General features: G+C 66.6%; 18 protein-coding genes. All 18 read right to left on the bottom strand.

All coding sequences use genetic code 11. The features are described 5' to 3' along the window. Positions 1-28 precede the first annotated feature (28 nt). Complete coding sequence (bamB, locus tag QSJ95_RS13530; protein ID WP_285642988.1) at positions 29-1,171, bottom strand: outer membrane protein assembly factor BamB; 1,143 nt, start codon at positions 1,169-1,171, stop codon at positions 29-31. A 1-nt stretch (position 1,172) separates the two neighbouring features. After that, positions 1,173-1,817, bottom strand: coding sequence for a YfgM family protein (locus tag QSJ95_RS13525; protein ID WP_009616176.1), 645 nt, complete (start codon positions 1,815-1,817; stop codon positions 1,173-1,175). 26 nt (positions 1,818-1,843) lie between these two features. Then, positions 1,844-3,133, bottom strand: a complete 1,290-nt coding sequence (gene hisS, locus QSJ95_RS13520) for a histidine--tRNA ligase (protein WP_043271459.1) — start codon at positions 3,131-3,133, stop codon at positions 1,844-1,846. An 18-nt stretch (positions 3,134-3,151) separates the two neighbouring features. Next, on the bottom strand, positions 3,152-4,264 hold the full coding sequence (ispG, locus tag QSJ95_RS13515) for a flavodoxin-dependent (E)-4-hydroxy-3-methylbut-2-enyl-diphosphate synthase (protein ID WP_089389503.1): 1,113 nt from the start codon (positions 4,262-4,264) through the stop codon (positions 3,152-3,154). Between the two features lie 2 nt (positions 4,265-4,266). After that, the gene (locus tag QSJ95_RS13510) at positions 4,267-5,301 is read right to left on the bottom strand and encodes a helix-turn-helix domain-containing protein (RefSeq protein WP_285642979.1); all 1,035 of its coding nucleotides are present in this window, start codon (positions 5,299-5,301) and stop codon (positions 4,267-4,269) included. After that, positions 5,298-6,053, bottom strand: a complete 756-nt coding sequence (gene pilW / locus QSJ95_RS13505; protein WP_058487332.1) for a type IV pilus biogenesis/stability protein PilW — start codon at positions 6,051-6,053, stop codon at positions 5,298-5,300. The genes QSJ95_RS13510 and pilW overlap by 4 nt, the downstream gene beginning before the upstream one ends. Before the next feature lie 18 nt (positions 6,054-6,071). After that, positions 6,072-7,214: a dual-specificity RNA methyltransferase RlmN gene (gene rlmN, locus QSJ95_RS13500; RefSeq protein WP_285642975.1), complete on the bottom strand. Its 1,143-nt coding sequence runs from the start codon at positions 7,212-7,214 to the stop codon at positions 6,072-6,074. 27 nt (positions 7,215-7,241) lie between these two features. Next, a complete protein-coding gene (ndk, locus tag QSJ95_RS13495; RefSeq protein WP_009616170.1) occupies positions 7,242-7,673 on the bottom strand; it encodes a nucleoside-diphosphate kinase in 432 nt (143 codons plus the stop codon). A gap of 417 nt (positions 7,674-8,090) precedes the next feature. Beyond that, the gene (iscX, locus tag QSJ95_RS13490) at positions 8,091-8,291 is read right to left on the bottom strand and encodes a Fe-S cluster assembly protein IscX (protein ID WP_064584191.1); all 201 of its coding nucleotides are present in this window, start codon (positions 8,289-8,291) and stop codon (positions 8,091-8,093) included. A gap of 10 nt (positions 8,292-8,301) precedes the next feature. Then, positions 8,302-8,640, bottom strand: coding sequence for an ISC system 2Fe-2S type ferredoxin (fdx, locus tag QSJ95_RS13485; RefSeq protein ID WP_009616168.1), 339 nt, complete (start codon positions 8,638-8,640; stop codon positions 8,302-8,304). Between the two features lie 6 nt (positions 8,641-8,646). Then, positions 8,647-10,506, bottom strand: coding sequence for a Fe-S protein assembly chaperone HscA (gene hscA / locus QSJ95_RS13480; RefSeq protein ID WP_043273027.1), 1,860 nt, complete (start codon positions 10,504-10,506; stop codon positions 8,647-8,649). A 45-nt stretch (positions 10,507-10,551) separates the two neighbouring features. Continuing rightward, positions 10,552-11,073 (bottom strand): co-chaperone HscB, encoded by a 522-nt coding sequence (gene hscB, locus QSJ95_RS13475; protein ID WP_043273029.1) that lies wholly within the window; start codon positions 11,071-11,073, stop codon positions 10,552-10,554. A 7-nt stretch (positions 11,074-11,080) separates the two neighbouring features. Next, entirely contained in the window at positions 11,081-11,404 is a 324-nt protein-coding gene (iscA, locus tag QSJ95_RS13470) for an iron-sulfur cluster assembly protein IscA (RefSeq protein WP_009616165.1), read from the bottom strand. Between the two features lie 25 nt (positions 11,405-11,429). Further along, positions 11,430-11,816 carry a Fe-S cluster assembly scaffold IscU gene (gene iscU / locus QSJ95_RS13465; RefSeq protein WP_009616164.1) on the bottom strand — a complete coding sequence of 129 codons (387 nt, stop codon included), beginning with the start codon at positions 11,814-11,816 and terminating at the stop codon, positions 11,430-11,432. Positions 11,817-11,844: 28 nt separating this feature from the next. Continuing rightward, complete coding sequence (locus QSJ95_RS13460) at positions 11,845-13,059, bottom strand: IscS subfamily cysteine desulfurase (protein ID WP_009616163.1); 1,215 nt, start codon at positions 13,057-13,059, stop codon at positions 11,845-11,847. A gap of 28 nt (positions 13,060-13,087) precedes the next feature. Next, a complete protein-coding gene (gene iscR / locus QSJ95_RS13455) occupies positions 13,088-13,585 on the bottom strand; it encodes a Fe-S cluster assembly transcriptional regulator IscR (protein WP_009616162.1) in 498 nt (165 codons plus the stop codon). 139 nt (positions 13,586-13,724) lie between these two features. Further along, entirely contained in the window at positions 13,725-14,501 is a 777-nt protein-coding gene (gene cysE, locus QSJ95_RS13450) for a serine O-acetyltransferase (RefSeq protein WP_009616161.1), read from the bottom strand. Continuing rightward, a complete protein-coding gene (gene trmJ, locus QSJ95_RS13445) occupies positions 14,494-15,273 on the bottom strand; it encodes a tRNA (cytosine(32)/uridine(32)-2'-O)-methyltransferase TrmJ (RefSeq protein ID WP_285642967.1) in 780 nt (259 codons plus the stop codon). The genes cysE and trmJ overlap by 8 nt, the downstream gene beginning before the upstream one ends. Positions 15,274-15,281: the final 8 nt, after the last annotated feature.

Below are 15,281 nucleotides of genomic sequence, written 5' to 3'. Positions count from 1 at the left end.
CAACAGCGGCCGGCAGGTAGAACATAGCTTAGCGAATGGTGAAGGCGACCAGCTTGCCGCTGTTGCCATACACGTACATCCACCGGTCGACCACCAGCGGGCGCACGCGCACGCCGTCGCCGTCGACCTTCTCGCGGCCGACGAAGCGGCCGTCCACCTGGCTCAGCAGGTGCACGTAGCCTTCCAGGTCGCCCACCACCACGTTGCTGGAGAACACCGCCGGGGCCGACAGTTGGCGGCGCGCCAGGGCGTCGTTGCTCCACAGCGAGGACGAGCTGCGGCCGTCCAGGGCTTCCACGGTGCCGCTGGCATCGCTGACGTAGACGCTGCCGATGCCTTCGGCGACGCCGGCGTAGCTGGAGGCCTCGCGCTGCCAGATCACCCGGCCGCTGGCCAGGTCGAGGGCGGCGGCGCGGCCCTGGTAGCTGGCTACGTAGATCACGTTGTCGATCAGGGTCAGGCCGCCGTCGATGTCCACCACGCGGTCCAGCTCGGAACGGCCCTGGGGCACGGCGACGCGGGTTTCCCAGATCGGCAGGCCACGCTGCACGTCCACCGCCACCACCTTGCCGCTGGCCAGGCCGGCGATGGCCATGCGCCCGGCGATGATGGGGGTGCCGGTGCCGCGCAGGGTCAGCACGGGCACGGTGTTCTCGTACACCCAGCGCTGGTTGCCGGTGCTGGCGTCGAGGGCGATCAGCTTGTCGTCCTGGGTCTGCACGATCACCACGTCGCCGTCGGTGGCCGGCGCCGCCAGCACTTCGCTGGGCACGCGGGTACGCCACTTCTGCTCGCCGTTGGCGGCGTCCAGGGCGATGACGTCGCCCTTCAGGGTGCCGACCAGCACCAGGCCGCCACCGACGCCGACACCGCCGGAGATCGGCAGGTCGAGGTCCTGTTTCCAGAGCACATCGCCGTTCTCGCGCTGCATGGCCATGACGCGGCCTTCGGCGGAAGCGGCATAGATGCTGGAGCCGTCCACGGCCGGCTGCAGCAGTTCGTAGAGGTCGCCCTGGCCGTCACCGACCGAGCGGCTCCATTGCTTGTCCAGGCGCACCTCTTCCTTGAAGTCGGTGAGTTCCGCCGGCGGCAGTTCCTTCTTGCTGTTGCTGCTGCAACCGACCGCGAGCAGGGTCAGCGCCAGCAGCGCCGCATGTTTCCAGCGCAGCATCTCAGGCACCTCCCTTGGCGAGGTCGTCGAGTTTCACCTGCAGGGCGCCGGCGGCGGCCTCTTCGGGCAGGGCGGCCTTGGCCTTCTCGTAGGCGCTGCGGGCGTCGTCGGTGCGCTTGAGCTGCACCAGCAGGTCGCCCTTGAGTTCTTCGCGGCTGGAGACGTAGGCCTTGTCGGCGTCGCCTTCGAGCAGCTTCAGGCCGTCCTCGGCCTTGCCCTGGGCGGCCAGGACACGGGCCAGGCGCTGGCGGGCCAGTTCGCCGAGGGTGGCGTCAACCGGCTTGTCGACCACGGCCTTCAGCTCGCTGGCGGCATCGTCCAGCTTGCCGGCGTCCACCGCCACCTTGGCGACGAACAGGCGGCCGTACTGGGCGTAGTGGGTACCGCCGTACTCGCTGGTCAGCTTGTTGGCCAGCTCGGCGACGCGCGCGGTGTCCGGCTGGCCGGAGGGCGTCAGCGAGGCTTCGACCAGTTGCTGGTAGAGGATGGAGGCGTTCTGCGCCTGGTTGGCCTGGTACTTCTTCCAGGCCTGCCAGCCGAACACCACCACCAGCGCCAGGGCGGCCCCGGTGAGCAGGGGCATGCCGTTGCGCTGCCACCAGTCCTTGAGATCCGCCAGTTGTTCTTCTTCGGTACGCGTGGTCACCCCAATACTCCTAATCCGCTCGATTCTCAGGCCCGCTGGATGCAGGCTGCCAGGTGCTCGGGCAGAGCCTCCCAGGCTATGTTCTGTTGCTCACCCTCGCCACGCAGGGGCTTGAAACCTACCACGCGCGCGGCCAGTTCGTCGTCACCCAGGATCAGGGCGAATTGGGCGCCGCTCTTGTCGGCTTTCTTGAACTGGCTCTTGAAGCTGCCGGCGCCGGCATTGAGCAGCAGGCGGATGCCGGGGACGGCGTCGCGCAGCTTCTCGGCCAGGCTCAGGGCGGCCAGTTCTGCCGGCTCGCCGAAGGCGCAGACGTAGACGTCGGCCGGGCGCTTCAGCTCGGCGGGCACCACGCCCAGGGTCTCCAGCAGCAGCACCAGGCGTTCCACGCCCATGGCGAAGCCCACGCCCGGCGTCGGCTTGCCGCCGAACTGGCCGACCAGGCCGTCGTAGCGGCCCCCGCCGCAGACGGTGCCCTGGGCGCCGAGCTTGTCGGTGACCCATTCGAAGGCGGTGCGGCAGTAGTAGTCCAGGCCGCGCACCAGCTTCTGGTTGATCTCGTAGCGCAGGCCGACCGCGTCCAGGCGGGCCTTCAGGCCCTCGAAGTGGGCGATCGACTCTTCGTCCAGGTAGTCGTGCAGGGTCGGCGCGCCGACCAGCAGCGCCTGGGTGCTTTCCACCTTGCTGTCGAGGATGCGCAGCGGGTTGGTGGTCATGCGCCGCTGGCTGTCTTCGTCGAGCTGCTCGAAGCGTTCCTGCAGGTAGGCCACCAGCGCTTCGCGGTAGCGCGCGCGGGCCTCGCTGGAGCCCAGGGTGTTGAGCTGCAGGGTCACGGCGTCGGCCATGCCCAGCTTCTGCCACAGGCGCCAGGTGAGGATGATCAGCTCGGCGTCGATGTCCGGCCCCGGCAGGTTGAAGACTTCCACGCCGATCTGGTGGAACTGGCGGTAGCGGCCCTTCTGCGGCTTCTCGTAGCGGAACATCGGCCCGGTGTACCAGAGCTTCTGCACCTGGCCGCCGCCGGTCAGGCCGTGTTCGAGCATGGCCCGCACGGTGCCCGCGGTGCCTTCGGGGCGCAGCGTCAGCGACTCCTCGTTGCGGTCGAGGAAGGTGTACATCTCCTTGTCGACCACGTCGGTGCCTTCGCCGATGCCGCGGGCGAAGAGTTCGGTGAACTCCATGATCGGCAGGCGGATTTCGCTGTAGCCGTATTCTTCCAGCAGGCCGGCGAAGGTGTTTTCCAGGTAGCGCCACACCGGGGTCTGGTCCGGCAGGATGTCGTTCATGCCACGAATGGCTTGCAGGGACTTGCTCACATGTTGTCCTTGTTGCGGTCAGCCGCGCACGATCAGGGCGGCGTCGGCTTCGGCCTTGGCGGCCGCTTTTTCGCGGATCAGCCGTTCCAGCTCATCCACCAGGTTTTCGTTCTGCAGCTTCTGCGCCGGCTTGCCGTCGATGTAGACGAGGTTGTTCGGCGTGCCGCCGGTGAGGCCGATGTGGGCCTCCTTGGCCTCGCCCGGGCCGTTGACCACGCAGCCGATCACGGCCACGTCCATCGGCACCAGCAGGTCTTCGAGGCGGCCTTCGAGCTCGTTCATGGTCTTGACCACGTCGAAGTTCTGCCGCGAGCAGCTCGGGCAGGCGATGAAGTTGATGCCGCGCGAGCGCAGGTGCAGGGATTTGAGGATGTCGAAACCGACCTTGATCTCTTCCACCGGGTCGGCGGCCAGGGAGATGCGGATGGTGTCGCCGATGCCCTCGGCCAGCAGCATGCCCAAGCCCACCGCGGACTTCACGGTGCCCGAACGCAGGCCGCCAGCCTCGGTGATGCCCAGGTGCAGAGGCTGCTCGATTTCCCTGGCCAGCAGGCGGTAGGCCGCCACGGCCATGAACACGTCGGAGGCCTTCACGCTGACCTTGAAGTTCTGGAAGTCCAGGCGCTGGAGATGCTCGACGTGGCGCATGGCCGATTCCAGCAGGGCCTCGGGGGTCGGCTCGCCGTATTTCTTCTGCAGGTCCTTCTCCAGCGAACCGGCGTTGACGCCGATGCGGATCGGGATGTTCTTGTCGCGGGCCGCGTCCACCACCGCCTTGACGCGGTCCTCGCGGCCGATGTTGCCGGGGTTGATGCGCAGGCAGTCGACGCCCAGCTCGGCCACGCGCAGGGCGATCTTGTAGTCGAAGTGGATGTCGGCCACCAGCGGCACGCGGACCTGCTGCTTGATCTTGCCGAAGGCCTCGGCCGCGTCCATGTCCGGCACCGAGACGCGCACGATGTCCGCGCCGGCGTCTTCCAGGCGGCGGATCTGCGCGACTGTGGCGGCCACGTCCAGCGTATCGGTGTTGGTCATGCTCTGTACGGCGATGGGCGCGTCACCGCCCACCGGCACCGAGCCGACCCAGATCTTGCGGGACTGGCGGCGTTTGATCGGAGAAGCGCAATGCATCTTTAGTTACCACCCAACTTCATGCGTGCCGTCTCGCCGCGGGAATAGGGCGAAACGTCGACCGGCTGGCCGTTGTAGCTGACCTGGGCGCCGCGGGCGAAGCCCAGGCGCAGCTCCAGGGGAACCTTGGCGGCGACTTCCATGGAGTCGCCCTTGCGCTTGAGCGCGCTGACCAGGACCTTGCCGTCGGCGTCGGTGACCTGGGTCCAGCAGTCGGCGATGAACTGCACCTTGACCACGCCCTGGCCGGCCGAAGCCACCACCGGAGCGGCAGCCGGGGCAGCAGGTTCGGCAGCGGGCGCGGCCGGAACCGCCGGGGCGGCAGGAGCGGCCGGAGTCGCGGGCACGGCGGCGATGTTGGCGGCCGGCGCGGCGGGAGCAGCCGGCGCTGCAGGGGCGGCCACTTGGCGCGCGGTCTCGGCCGGGTTGGCTGGGGCCTCGGCATTCTGTTCGGGCTCGGCGGCGCCGCTGTCGCCAGCCGGTTCGCTCGGCGCGCTGGCCTTGTCCTCGGCGACGGCCTGGTCTTCGGGCTCGTCGAGGCTGTGCACTTCGGTGGTGCCGTCGGCGCTCTCGACCTCGACGTGCTCCAGGTTCAGGCCGCTGTTCTCGGCGAGGTTGCGCCCGGCGCGCTCCTGCCACCAGAAGTAGCCGAAGCCCACCAGCAGGGCCAGCAGCAACAGGCTGAACAGGCGCAGCAGGTTGCGCGACAGGCGCATCGGCTCGGCCACCCGGCCGAGGCTCTGCACGTTGCTGCCGGTGGCGTCGGTGCCGGTGTACTGGTCGAAGGCGCTGACCATCTGCGCCTGGTCCATGCCCAGCAGCTTGGCGTAGGCGCGCACGTAGCCGCGGGCGAAGGTGTGGCCCGGCAGCTTGTCGAAATTGCCCAGTTCCAGCTGGCGCAGGGAGTTCTCGGTGAGGTTCAGTTGACCGGCCACCTGCGAGGTCGACCAGCCCCGGCTCTCGCGCGCCTGGCGCAAGGCCTCACCCGGATTGGCGCGGCTCGTGCTGGCGACTTCTGGCTGCGACGTCTTCATCATTTCTCTGCCTGGTATGCCTGGTATTCGGGGGATGCGGGATACAGGCGCTTGAGCTGCAGGCCGTAGCTGGCGGCGGTGTCCTTGTCGTCAAAGACCCTGGCCAGCCGCACGCCCAGCAGCAGGCTCTTGGCGTTCTGCTGTCCCTGCTTCAGGTATTCGTTGTAGTAGTCGCGCGCCGGCACGTACTGGCGATCGTCGTAGGACAGCTGCGACATTTCCAGCAAGGCGCTGGGTTGCCGGCGGTTCAGGCGCAGGGCCTTTTCGAAGTACTGCTTGGCCTGCTCGCGCTGCTTCAGCTGGAGGCTGACCAGGCCGAGGTTCTCGAAGACCCGCGAGCGCTCCGGGTAGAGGCTGTCCTCGGCGGCCTTCTGGAAGGCATTGGTGGCCTCGTCGTAGCGCTTCTGTTCGTACAGGAAGCTGCCGTAGTTGTTCCAGATGCGCGCATCCGAGCGCGAGGACAGTGCCTTGCGGTATTCCTGCTCGGCCAGCTTGGGCTCCATCTCCTGCTGGTAGACCAGGGCCAGCGCGGCGTGGGCGTCGGCGCTCGAGGAGTCCAGCTCCAGGGCCTGGCGCAGCGGCACCTTGGCCTGCTCGGTATTGCCGTTCTGCAGGTAGCCGATGGCCAGCTGGATGTAGGCGTCGCGGGCCTCTTCACGGCCCTTGGCGGTGCTCAGGGGGTCCTGCTTCCCAGACGTCACGCAACCCGCCAGCAGGCTGGCCAGGAACACGAACAGCGCGGCGCGCAAGGTCATCGGAATCCTCCCTCGAGATCAGTTTCGATTGGCGGGCGCCTTCTCGGCGTCGGCCGCCAACTGGCGTACGGCGATGTAGCGTTCGCTGCGGCGGGTACGGTCCATCACCTGGCCGACCAACTGGCCGCAGGCGGCGTCGATGTCGTCGCCGCGGGTGGTGCGCACGGTGACGTTGAAGCCGCCCTTGTGCAGCATGTCCTGGAAACGGCGGATCGAGTTGTTGCTCGGCCGCTCGTAACCGGAATGGGGGAACGGATTAAACGGAATCAGGTTGATCTTGCAAGGAATTTCCTTGAGCAATGCGATCATCTGCTCAGCGTGCTCGGGCTGGTCGTTGACGTCCTTGAGCAGGGTGTACTCGACGGTCAGCACGCGTTCCTTGCCCAGGCGGCTAATGTAGCGCTGGCAGGCATCCAGCAGCACCGCCAGGGGATACTTCTTGTTGATCGGCACCAGTTGGTTGCGCAGCTCGTCGTTGGGCGCGTGCAGCGACAGCGCCAGGGACACGTCGGTGACTTCGCCGAGCTTGTCGATCATCGGCACCACGCCGGAGGTGGACAGCGTCACCTTGCGCTTGGAGATGCCGTAGCCGAAGTCCTCCATCATGATGCTCATGGCGGTGACGACGTTATCGAAGTTCAGCAGCGGCTCGCCCATGCCCATCATCACCACGTTGGTGATGGCGCGGTCGATCTTGCCGGGCACGGTGCCGAAGGATTTGTTGGCGAGCCACACCTGGCCGATGATCTCGGCGGAGGTCAGGTCGCTGTTGAAGCCCTGCTTGCCGGTGGAGCAGAAGCTGCAATCCAGGGCGCAGCCGGCCTGGGACGACACGCACAGGGTGCCGCGGCCGTTCTGCGGGATGTACACGGTCTCGACGCAGCTGCCGGACGCCACGCGCACCACCCACTTGCGGGTGCCGTCGCTGGAGATGTCCTGGCTGACCACTTCGGGGCCGCGGATCTCGGCACAGGCCTTGAGCTTTTCGCGCAAGGCCTTGCCGACATTGGTCATGGCGTCGAAGTCTTCGGCGCCAAAGTGGTGAATCCATTGCATCACCTGGCCAGCGCGGAAGCGCTTTTCACCGATGGACTCGAAGAATTCCTCGAGCTGGGGCTTGGTCATGCCCAGCAGGTTGGCCTTTGCAGCGGTATCAGTCATGGATTCACCCTCGCCCATTCGCCTGGATCAGCGAATGCGCTCGCACACCTCGGTGCTGGAGAAGAAGTAGGCGATCTCGCGGGCAGCCGAAGCTTCCGAGTCGGAACCGTGAACGGCGTTCTCGTCGATGGAAACGGCGAAATCGGCGCGGATGGTGCCGGCGTCGGCTTTCTTCGGATCGGTGGCGCCCATCAGCTCACGGTTCTTGGCGATGGCGTCTTCGCCTTCCAGAACCTGCAGGACGACCGGGCCGGAGGTCATGAAGGCAACCAGGTCCTTGAAGAAGGGGCGCTCTTTGTGCTCGGCGTAGAAGCCGCCGGCTTCGCGCTCGGACAGCTGGACCATCTTGGAAGCGACGACGCGCAGACCGGCCTTCTCGAAGCGGGTCAGGATTTCGCCGATGACGTTCTTGGCGACGGCGTCGGGCTTGATGATGGAGAAGGTACGTTGCAGGGCCATTTGGGATAACTCCGAAAAGCAAGGTTGGTAATGCCGAGAAGCCCCTGGGACGAGCCCAGGAGCTTCTGTGATTCAGGGTGAGCCGCGCGACAGCGGCAGCCTCTGGCTGGCACGCGCGGGGCCGGTACGCACGCAGCGCTCCGGCGGTATCGACAGGCACCGCGGGGAACCTGAGCGAACACCTAAAGATAAAACCCGCGAATTATACGCGGGTTCGGGGAAAAGCATAAGGGCGGCTGGAAGCTGGAAGCTAGAAGCTAGAAGCTAGAAGCTAGAAGCTAGAAGCTAGAAGCTAGAAGCTAGAAGCTAGAAGCTAGAAGCTAGAAGCTAGAAGCTAGAAGCTAGAAGCTAGAAGCTAGAAAGCGTGGCGCCTTTCACTTCCGGCTTCAAGCTTCCGGCTTCCAGCTTCCAGCCCACCTATTCCGCCTCTTCGATCCAGGCGCCCTGGATGGCTTCCAGGACCTTCTCGCCGCCGCGCGACGGGTCGTCGCTGAATTCCGGCAGGCCGACCACCCAGCTGTGCAGGTCGACGAAGTTGACGTAGCGCGGGTCCACGTCGGGATGGCTATCGGCCAGCTGGATGGCAATTTCCAGCACATCGGTCCATTTCAGGCTCATGTCCGCTCCCTCAATGACCTTCGGAAACCTGGTTGATGGTGTATTTCGGAATCTCCACCACCAGGTCCTCGTCCGCCACCACCGCCTGGCACGACAGGCGCGAATCCGGCTCCAGGCCCCAGGCCTTGTCCAGCATGTCGTCTTCCAGCTCGTCGGACGGCTCCATGGAGTTGAAGCCCTCGCGCACGATCACGTGACAGGTGGTGCAGGCGCAGGACATCTCGCAGGCGTGCTCGATATCGATGCCGTTGCGCAGCGCAGCCTTGAGGATGGTCTCGCCCGGCTGGGCCTCGACCACCGCGCCCTCCGGGCAATGCTCGGGGTGGGGCAGAAATACGATCTGCGGCATCTTCGCTTATTCCTCGATTTCGTTGAGCCGGCGACCGGCCAGGGCGGCCTTGACGGAAGCGTCCATCCGTCGCGCGGCGAAGGCGTCGGTCACCTGGGACAGACGCTTGATCTGTTGCTCGATGGCGGCGGTATCGCTACCGGCGGCCAGTTCGCGCAGGGTATCCATGCTGGCCTCGATGGCCAGCCGCTCGTCGGCGTCCAGCAGGCGCTCGCCATCGGCGTCCAGCGCCGAGCGCACGGCTTCGAGCAGACGCTCGGCCTCGACCTGCTGCTCGCGCAGCGCGCGGGCGTTCATGTCGTCGCCGGCGTACTGGAAGGAGTCCTGCAGCATGCGGGCGATCTCGCCGTCGGTCAGGCCGTAGGACGGCTTGACCTGGATGCTCGCCTCGACGCCGGAACTCATCTCGCGGGCGGACACCGCCAGCAGGCCGTCGGCGTCCACCTGGAAGCTGACGCGGATCTTCGCCGCGCCGGCCACCATCGGCGGGATGCCGCGCAGCTCGAAGCGCGCCAGGGAACGGCAGTCCTTGACCAGCTCGCGCTCGCCCTGCAGCACGTGGATCATCATGGCCGTCTGGCCATCCTTGTAGGTGGTGAACTCCTGGGCGCGGGCTACCGGAATGGTGGTGTTGCGCGGGATCACCTTCTCCATCAGCCCACCCATGGTCTCGAGACCCAGGGACAGCGGGATGACGTCCAGCAGCAGCAGCTCTTCGCCACGCTTGTTGCCGGCCAGGGCGTCGGCCTGGATGGCGGCGCCGATGGCCACCACCTGGTCGGGGTCGATGTCCACCAGCGGTTCGCGGCCGAACAGCTCGCCCACCGCCTGGCGCACACGCGGCACGCGGGTGGAGCCGCCGACCATGACCACCGCGCCGATGTCTTCCAGCTCGATGCCGGAATCACGCACGGCGCGACGGCAGGCCTTGAGGCTGCGGGCGACGAAGGGTTCGATCAGGGCGTCCAGCTGGCTGCGGTCCAGCCTGCCGCGCCAGTCGCCATAGGCGACTTCGACACTTTCGTTGAGGGTCAGGGCTTCCTTCGCCGCGCAGGCGGCCTGCAGCAACTGGCGCTGGCTGCCCGGGTCGAGGTCGTCGGAAACGCCGGCCTGCTGGATGATCCAGCCGGCGATGGCATGGTCGAAGTCGTCGCCGCCCAGGGCGCTGTCGCCACCGGTGGCCAGGACCTCGAAGACGCCGCGGGTCAGGCGCAGGATGGAAATGTCGAAGGTGCCGCCGCCCAGGTCATAGATGGCCACCACGCCCTCGGCGTTCTTGTCCAGGCCGTAGGCGACCGCCGCGGCGGTGGGCTCGTTGAGCAGGCGCAGCACGTGCAGGCCGGCCAGGCGCGCGGCGTCCTTGGTGGCCTGGCGCTGGGCGTCGTCGAAATACGCCGGCACCGTGATCACCGCGCCGACCAGTTCGCCACCCAGGGTGGCTTCGGCGCGCTGGCGCAGGCTGCGGAGGATTTCCGCGGAGACCTCGACCGGGCTCTTCGGGCCCTGCACGGTCTCGATGAAGGGCATGTGCGACTCGCCCTGGGTGAAGCGGTAGGGCAACTGGCCACCGAGCTGCTTCACATCCTCCAGGCCACGGCCCATCAGGCGCTTGACCGAGATGATGGAGTTCAGCGGGTCGGCGGAGGCGCCGCGCCTGACCGACTCGCCGACCTCGACGCGGTCGGCCAGGTAGCGCACCGCCGACGGCAGGATCAGGCGCCCCTCGGCATCGGCCAGGGGTGCGGCGACGCCGCTGCGCACGGCGGCGACCAGGGAATTGGTGGTGCCCAGGTCGATGCCCACGGCCAGCCGGCGCTGGTGCGGCTGAGGGGTTTGTCCGGGCTCGGCGATCTGCAATAGGACCATGCGGCTTCTAATCAGGCGTAACGGGCGCGGCACGGGCCGCGCGGATTAATCGTCGAGTCGCTCTTCGAGCTGGCGCACTTCCTGCGCCAGCTTGTCGAGAAACTGCATGCGGCGCACCAGGCGCTCGGCTTGCTCGCGGCGCGCGGCGTCGTCCCAGCAATCGGCGAAGCTGTCCTCCAGCTGCTGCTGGGCGGCCTTCAGGCGGCGCTTGAAGGCGGCTACGCCATCCAGGTCGGCGCTGTCCTGCAGGTCTTCCAGCTCCTCGCGCAACTGCATCTGCTGCAGGAGGAACTCCGGGTCCTGCACCGTCGCTTCCAGCGGCAGCGCCTGGCCACGCAGGGACAGCAGGTACAGCGCCCGGCGCGGCGCGCTCTTCAGCGTCTGGTAGGCGTCGTTCAGCTCGGCGGCGCGTTCCAGCGCCACGCGCTGCTCGCGCTCGGAAGCATCGGCGAAACGGTCCGGGTGGACACTGCGGACCAGCTCACGGTAACGCTGGCCAAGGGCATCCAGATCGAGGCGGAAAGCCGGCTGCAGGTCGAAGAGCGCGAAGTGGCAAGGACTACCCACGCCGGCCTCAGACGTTGAAGCTTTCGCCGCAGCCACACTCGCCACGAACGTTCGGGTTGTTGAACTTGAAGCCCTCGTTGAGGCCTTCCTTGGTGAAGTCCAACTCGGTGCCGTCGAGGTAGACCAGGCTCTTCGGGTCGATGATGACCTTCACGCCGTGGCTCTCGTAGACCAGGTCCTCGGGCGCCAGCTCATCGACGAACTCGAGCACGTAGGCCAGCCCGGAACACCCGGTGGTGCGCACGCCAAGACGAATGCCCTCGCCCTTGCCGCGCCCCTCGAGGGAGCGCTGGACATGCTTGGCGGCGGCTTCGGTCATGCTGATGGCCATGGGAACTCCTTACTCAACTGAGCGGTTAGAGCAGACCCTTCTTCTGCTTGTAGTCGCGCACGGCCGCCTTGATGGCGTCCTCGGCGAGCACCGAGCAGTGGATCTTCACCGGCGGCAGGGCCAGCTCTTCGGCGATGGTGGTGTTCTTGATGGATTCGGCCTCGTCCAGGGTCTTGCCCTTCATCCACTCGGTGGCGAGGGAGCTGGAGGCGATGGCCGAACCGCAGCCGTAGGTCTTGAACTTGGCGTCTTCGATCACGCCCTGCTCGTTGACCTTGATCTGCAGGCGCATCACGTCGCCGCAGGCCGGCGCGCCGACCATGCCGGTGCCGACATCGGGATCCTCGGCGTCGAGCTTGCCGACGTTGCGCGGGTTTTCGTAGTGGTCGATGACCTTGTCACTGTATGCCATGGCTAATCCTCACTCTCTATGGGGCGGGTCAGTGGGCCTGCCATTCGACCTTGGACAGGTCGACGCCCTCTTTGAACATGTCCCACAGCGGCGAGAGCTCGCGCAGCTTGGAAACGGCTTGCCCCACGATACCGGCGGCGTAATCGACCTCTTCCTCGGTGGTGAAGCGGCCGAAGGTGAAACGGATGGAACTGTGCGCCAGCTCGTCGTTGCGGCCCAGGGCGCGCAGCACGTAGGACGGCTCCAGGGAGGCGGAGGTGCAGGCCGAACCGGAAGAGACCGCGAGGTCCTTCAGGGCCATGATCAGCGACTCGCCTTCCACGTAGTTGAAGCTCAGGTTCAGGTTGTGCGGCACGCGCTGGGTCAGGCTGCCGTTGACGTAGAGCTCTTCCAGGCCTTCGAGCTTGGCGAAGAAGCGGTCGCGCAGGGCGCGGATGCGCTCGTTCTCGGCGTGCATTTCTTCCTTGGCGATGCGGAAGGCCTCGCCCATACCGACGATCTGGTGGGTGGCCAGGGTGCCCGAGCGCATGCCGCGCTCGTGGCCGCCGCCGTGCATCTGGGCTTCCAGGCGCACGCGCGGCTTGCGGCGCACGTACAGGGCGCCGATGCCCTTGGGACCGTAGGTCTTGTGGGCGGAGAAGGACATCAGGTCGACCTTGAGCTTGTCCAGGTCGATGTCGACCTTGCCGGTGGACTGCGCGGCGTCGACGTGGAACAGGATGCCACGCGAGCGGGTCAGCTCGCCGATGGCGGCGATGTCGTTGATGGTGCCGATCTCGTTGTTCACGTGCATGATCGAGACCAGGATGGTGTCGTCACGCAGCGCCGCCTCGACCATGGCCGGGGTGATCAGGCCTTCCTCGGTGGGGTCGAGGTAGGTCACTTCGAAGCCTTCGCGCTCCAGCTGGCGGGTGGTGTCCAGTACCGCCTTGTGCTCGATCTTCGAGGTGACGATGTGCTTGCCCTTGCTGCCGTAGAAGTGCGCCACGCCCTTGATGGCGAGGTTGTCGGACTCGGTCGCGCCGGAGGTCCAGACGATTTCGCGGGGGTCGGCATTGACCAGCTCGGCGACCTGGCGGCGGGCGTTCTCCACGGCTTCCTCGGCCTTCCAGCCGAACACGTGGGAGCGCGAGGCGGGGTTGCCGAAGTTGCCGTCCACCAGCAGGCAGTCAGCCATCTTCTGAGCGACGCGCGGGTCCACCGGGGTGGTGGCGGAGTAGTCGAGGTAGATCGGCAATTTCATCAGGTAACTCCTACAGGCTGGCGCGCGCTCAATCGATGGCGGACGCTTCAATCTTATCGAGGCTCGGCCGTTTGCCGGTGCCTCCGCAACGACGCTCATCCTGCCGCTGCGCGACTTCCTGGACTTCACGGCGCTCGACCAGGTCGGCGAGGCTGATGCCGCTGAGGAATTCGTGGATCTGCTGGCTGAGGTCGCACCAAAGGTGGTGGGTCAGGCAGGTGTCGCCGGAGTGGCAATCCCCCTGCCCCTGGCAGCGCGTGGCGTCGACCGATTCGTTGACCGCATCGATCACCTGGGCGACGTGGATGCCGGCCATGTCGCGGGACAGCTGATAGCCGCCGCCGGGACCGCGCACGCTGGTCACCAGGTTGCCACGGCGCAACTTGGCGAACAGCTGTTCAAGGTAGGACAGGGATATGCCCTGGCGCTCGGAAATGTCCGCCAGGGAAACCGGACCACGCTGGGCATGCAACGCCAGGTCGAGCATGGCGGTTACGGCATAGCGGCCTTTGGTGGTCAGACGCATGGAACATTCCCGAATGGATCACTGGACTGGCGAAAGGATGCCATTTCCGAGTATTTGAGTCAACTATAAGACCTATCAAATTACTCGGGATTAGCCAGCGAAGGGCGGCATAATGTAGCAGGAAATCGTTAGCGACGCATCAATGCGCCGCCTTGCCCTCTTCATCCTTGACGCCGGCGAAGTCCTCTTCACGCAGCTCCGGCAGTTTTTTCGCACAGTAGTCGCTACCCAGGGCCGTCAGCGCCTGGCACATGCCCTCCAGCCGGCCGTCGACCGCCTGCAGGTGGTCGAGCAGTTGACCGATGGCGCGGGCCACCGGGTCGGGCATGTCCTGGCTGACGCCGTAGGCGTCGAAACCGAGCTTCTCGGCCATGGCCTGGCGCTTGGCCTGCTGCTCGGCATCGTCCTTCATGATGATGCGCCCGGGAATGCCGACCACGGTGGCGCCCGGCGGCACTTCCTTGGTGACCACGGCGTTGGAACCCACTTTCGCCCCGGCGCCGACGGTGAACGGGCCGAGCACCTTGGCGCCGGCGCCGACCACCACGCCGTCGGCCAGGGTCGGGTGGCGCTTGCCCTTGTTCCAGCTGGTGCCGCCGAGGGTCACGCCCTGGTAGAGGGTGACGTCGTCACCGATCTCGGCGGTCTCGCCGATGACGATGCCCATGCCGTGGTCGATGAAGAAGCGCCGGCCGATCCTGGCGCCGGGGTGGATCTCGATGCCGGTCATCCAGCGGCCGAAGTTGGACACCAGGCGCGCCAGCCACTTCCAGCCGGAAGTCCACAGCAGGTGCGCCAGGCGGTGCAGCCACACGGCGTGCAGGCCCGGGTAGCAGGTGAGTACCTCGAAGGCATTGCGCGCTGCCGGGTCGCGATGGAATACGCTCTGGATATCTTCGCGCACACGCTCAAACATCATCTTCACTCCGCTTGCAGGCCGCGCCCTGCGCGGCCTTCTGTGTTTCGGTGAGGATACCCCGGAGGATATTCATCTCCAGCTTGCTGACCCCGGCGCGGCCGTACAGGCGGCGCAGGCGCGACATCAGGTGCCGCGGCTTCTGCGGGTCGAGAAAGCCGATGTCGACCAGGGTGGACTCCAGGTGCGCATAGAAGCGCTCCAGCTCGTCGGCGGTCACCGGCAGGCTGTTGAGCATGGCGGTGGTCTCCAGCTTCTCCTGCTTGGTCGGCCGGCCTTCGGCGGCCAGCCAGGCCATGCGCACCTCGTAGGCGAGCACCTGGACCGCCGTCGCCAGGTTCAGCGAGCTGAACTCGGGGTTGGCGGGAATGTGCACGTGGAACTGACATCGCTGCAATTCTTCGTTGGTCAAACCCGCGTACTCGCGGCCGAACACCAGGGCCACCTCGCCGCCCTGCTGGGCGTGCTGCAGGCTGGTGGTCGCGCACTCGCGGGGGTCGAGCAGCGGCCAGGGGATGCGCCGGTCACGGGCGCTGGTGCCGAGCACCAGGCTGCAGCCCACCAGGGCGTCTTCCAGGGTCGGCACCACCTGGGCGGCGTCGAGGATGTCGGTCGCCCCGGAGGCGCGGGCCACCGCCTCGCCGCTGGGGAAGTCCATGGGGTCGACCAGCACCAGGCGCGACAGGCCCATGTTCTTCATGGCCCGGGCGGTACCGCCGATATTGCCGGGATGACTGGTGTTCACCAGCACCACGCGAATTCTGTCGAGCAACCGAAGCT

This window comes from Pseudomonas sp. NBRC 100443, from assembly GCF_030268185.1.
GTDB lineage: Bacteria > Pseudomonadota > Gammaproteobacteria > Pseudomonadales > Pseudomonadaceae > Pseudomonas > Pseudomonas citronellolis.
Note: the sequence above shows the minus strand (reverse complement) of the source record. Positions and strands in the feature narration are given on the sequence as shown.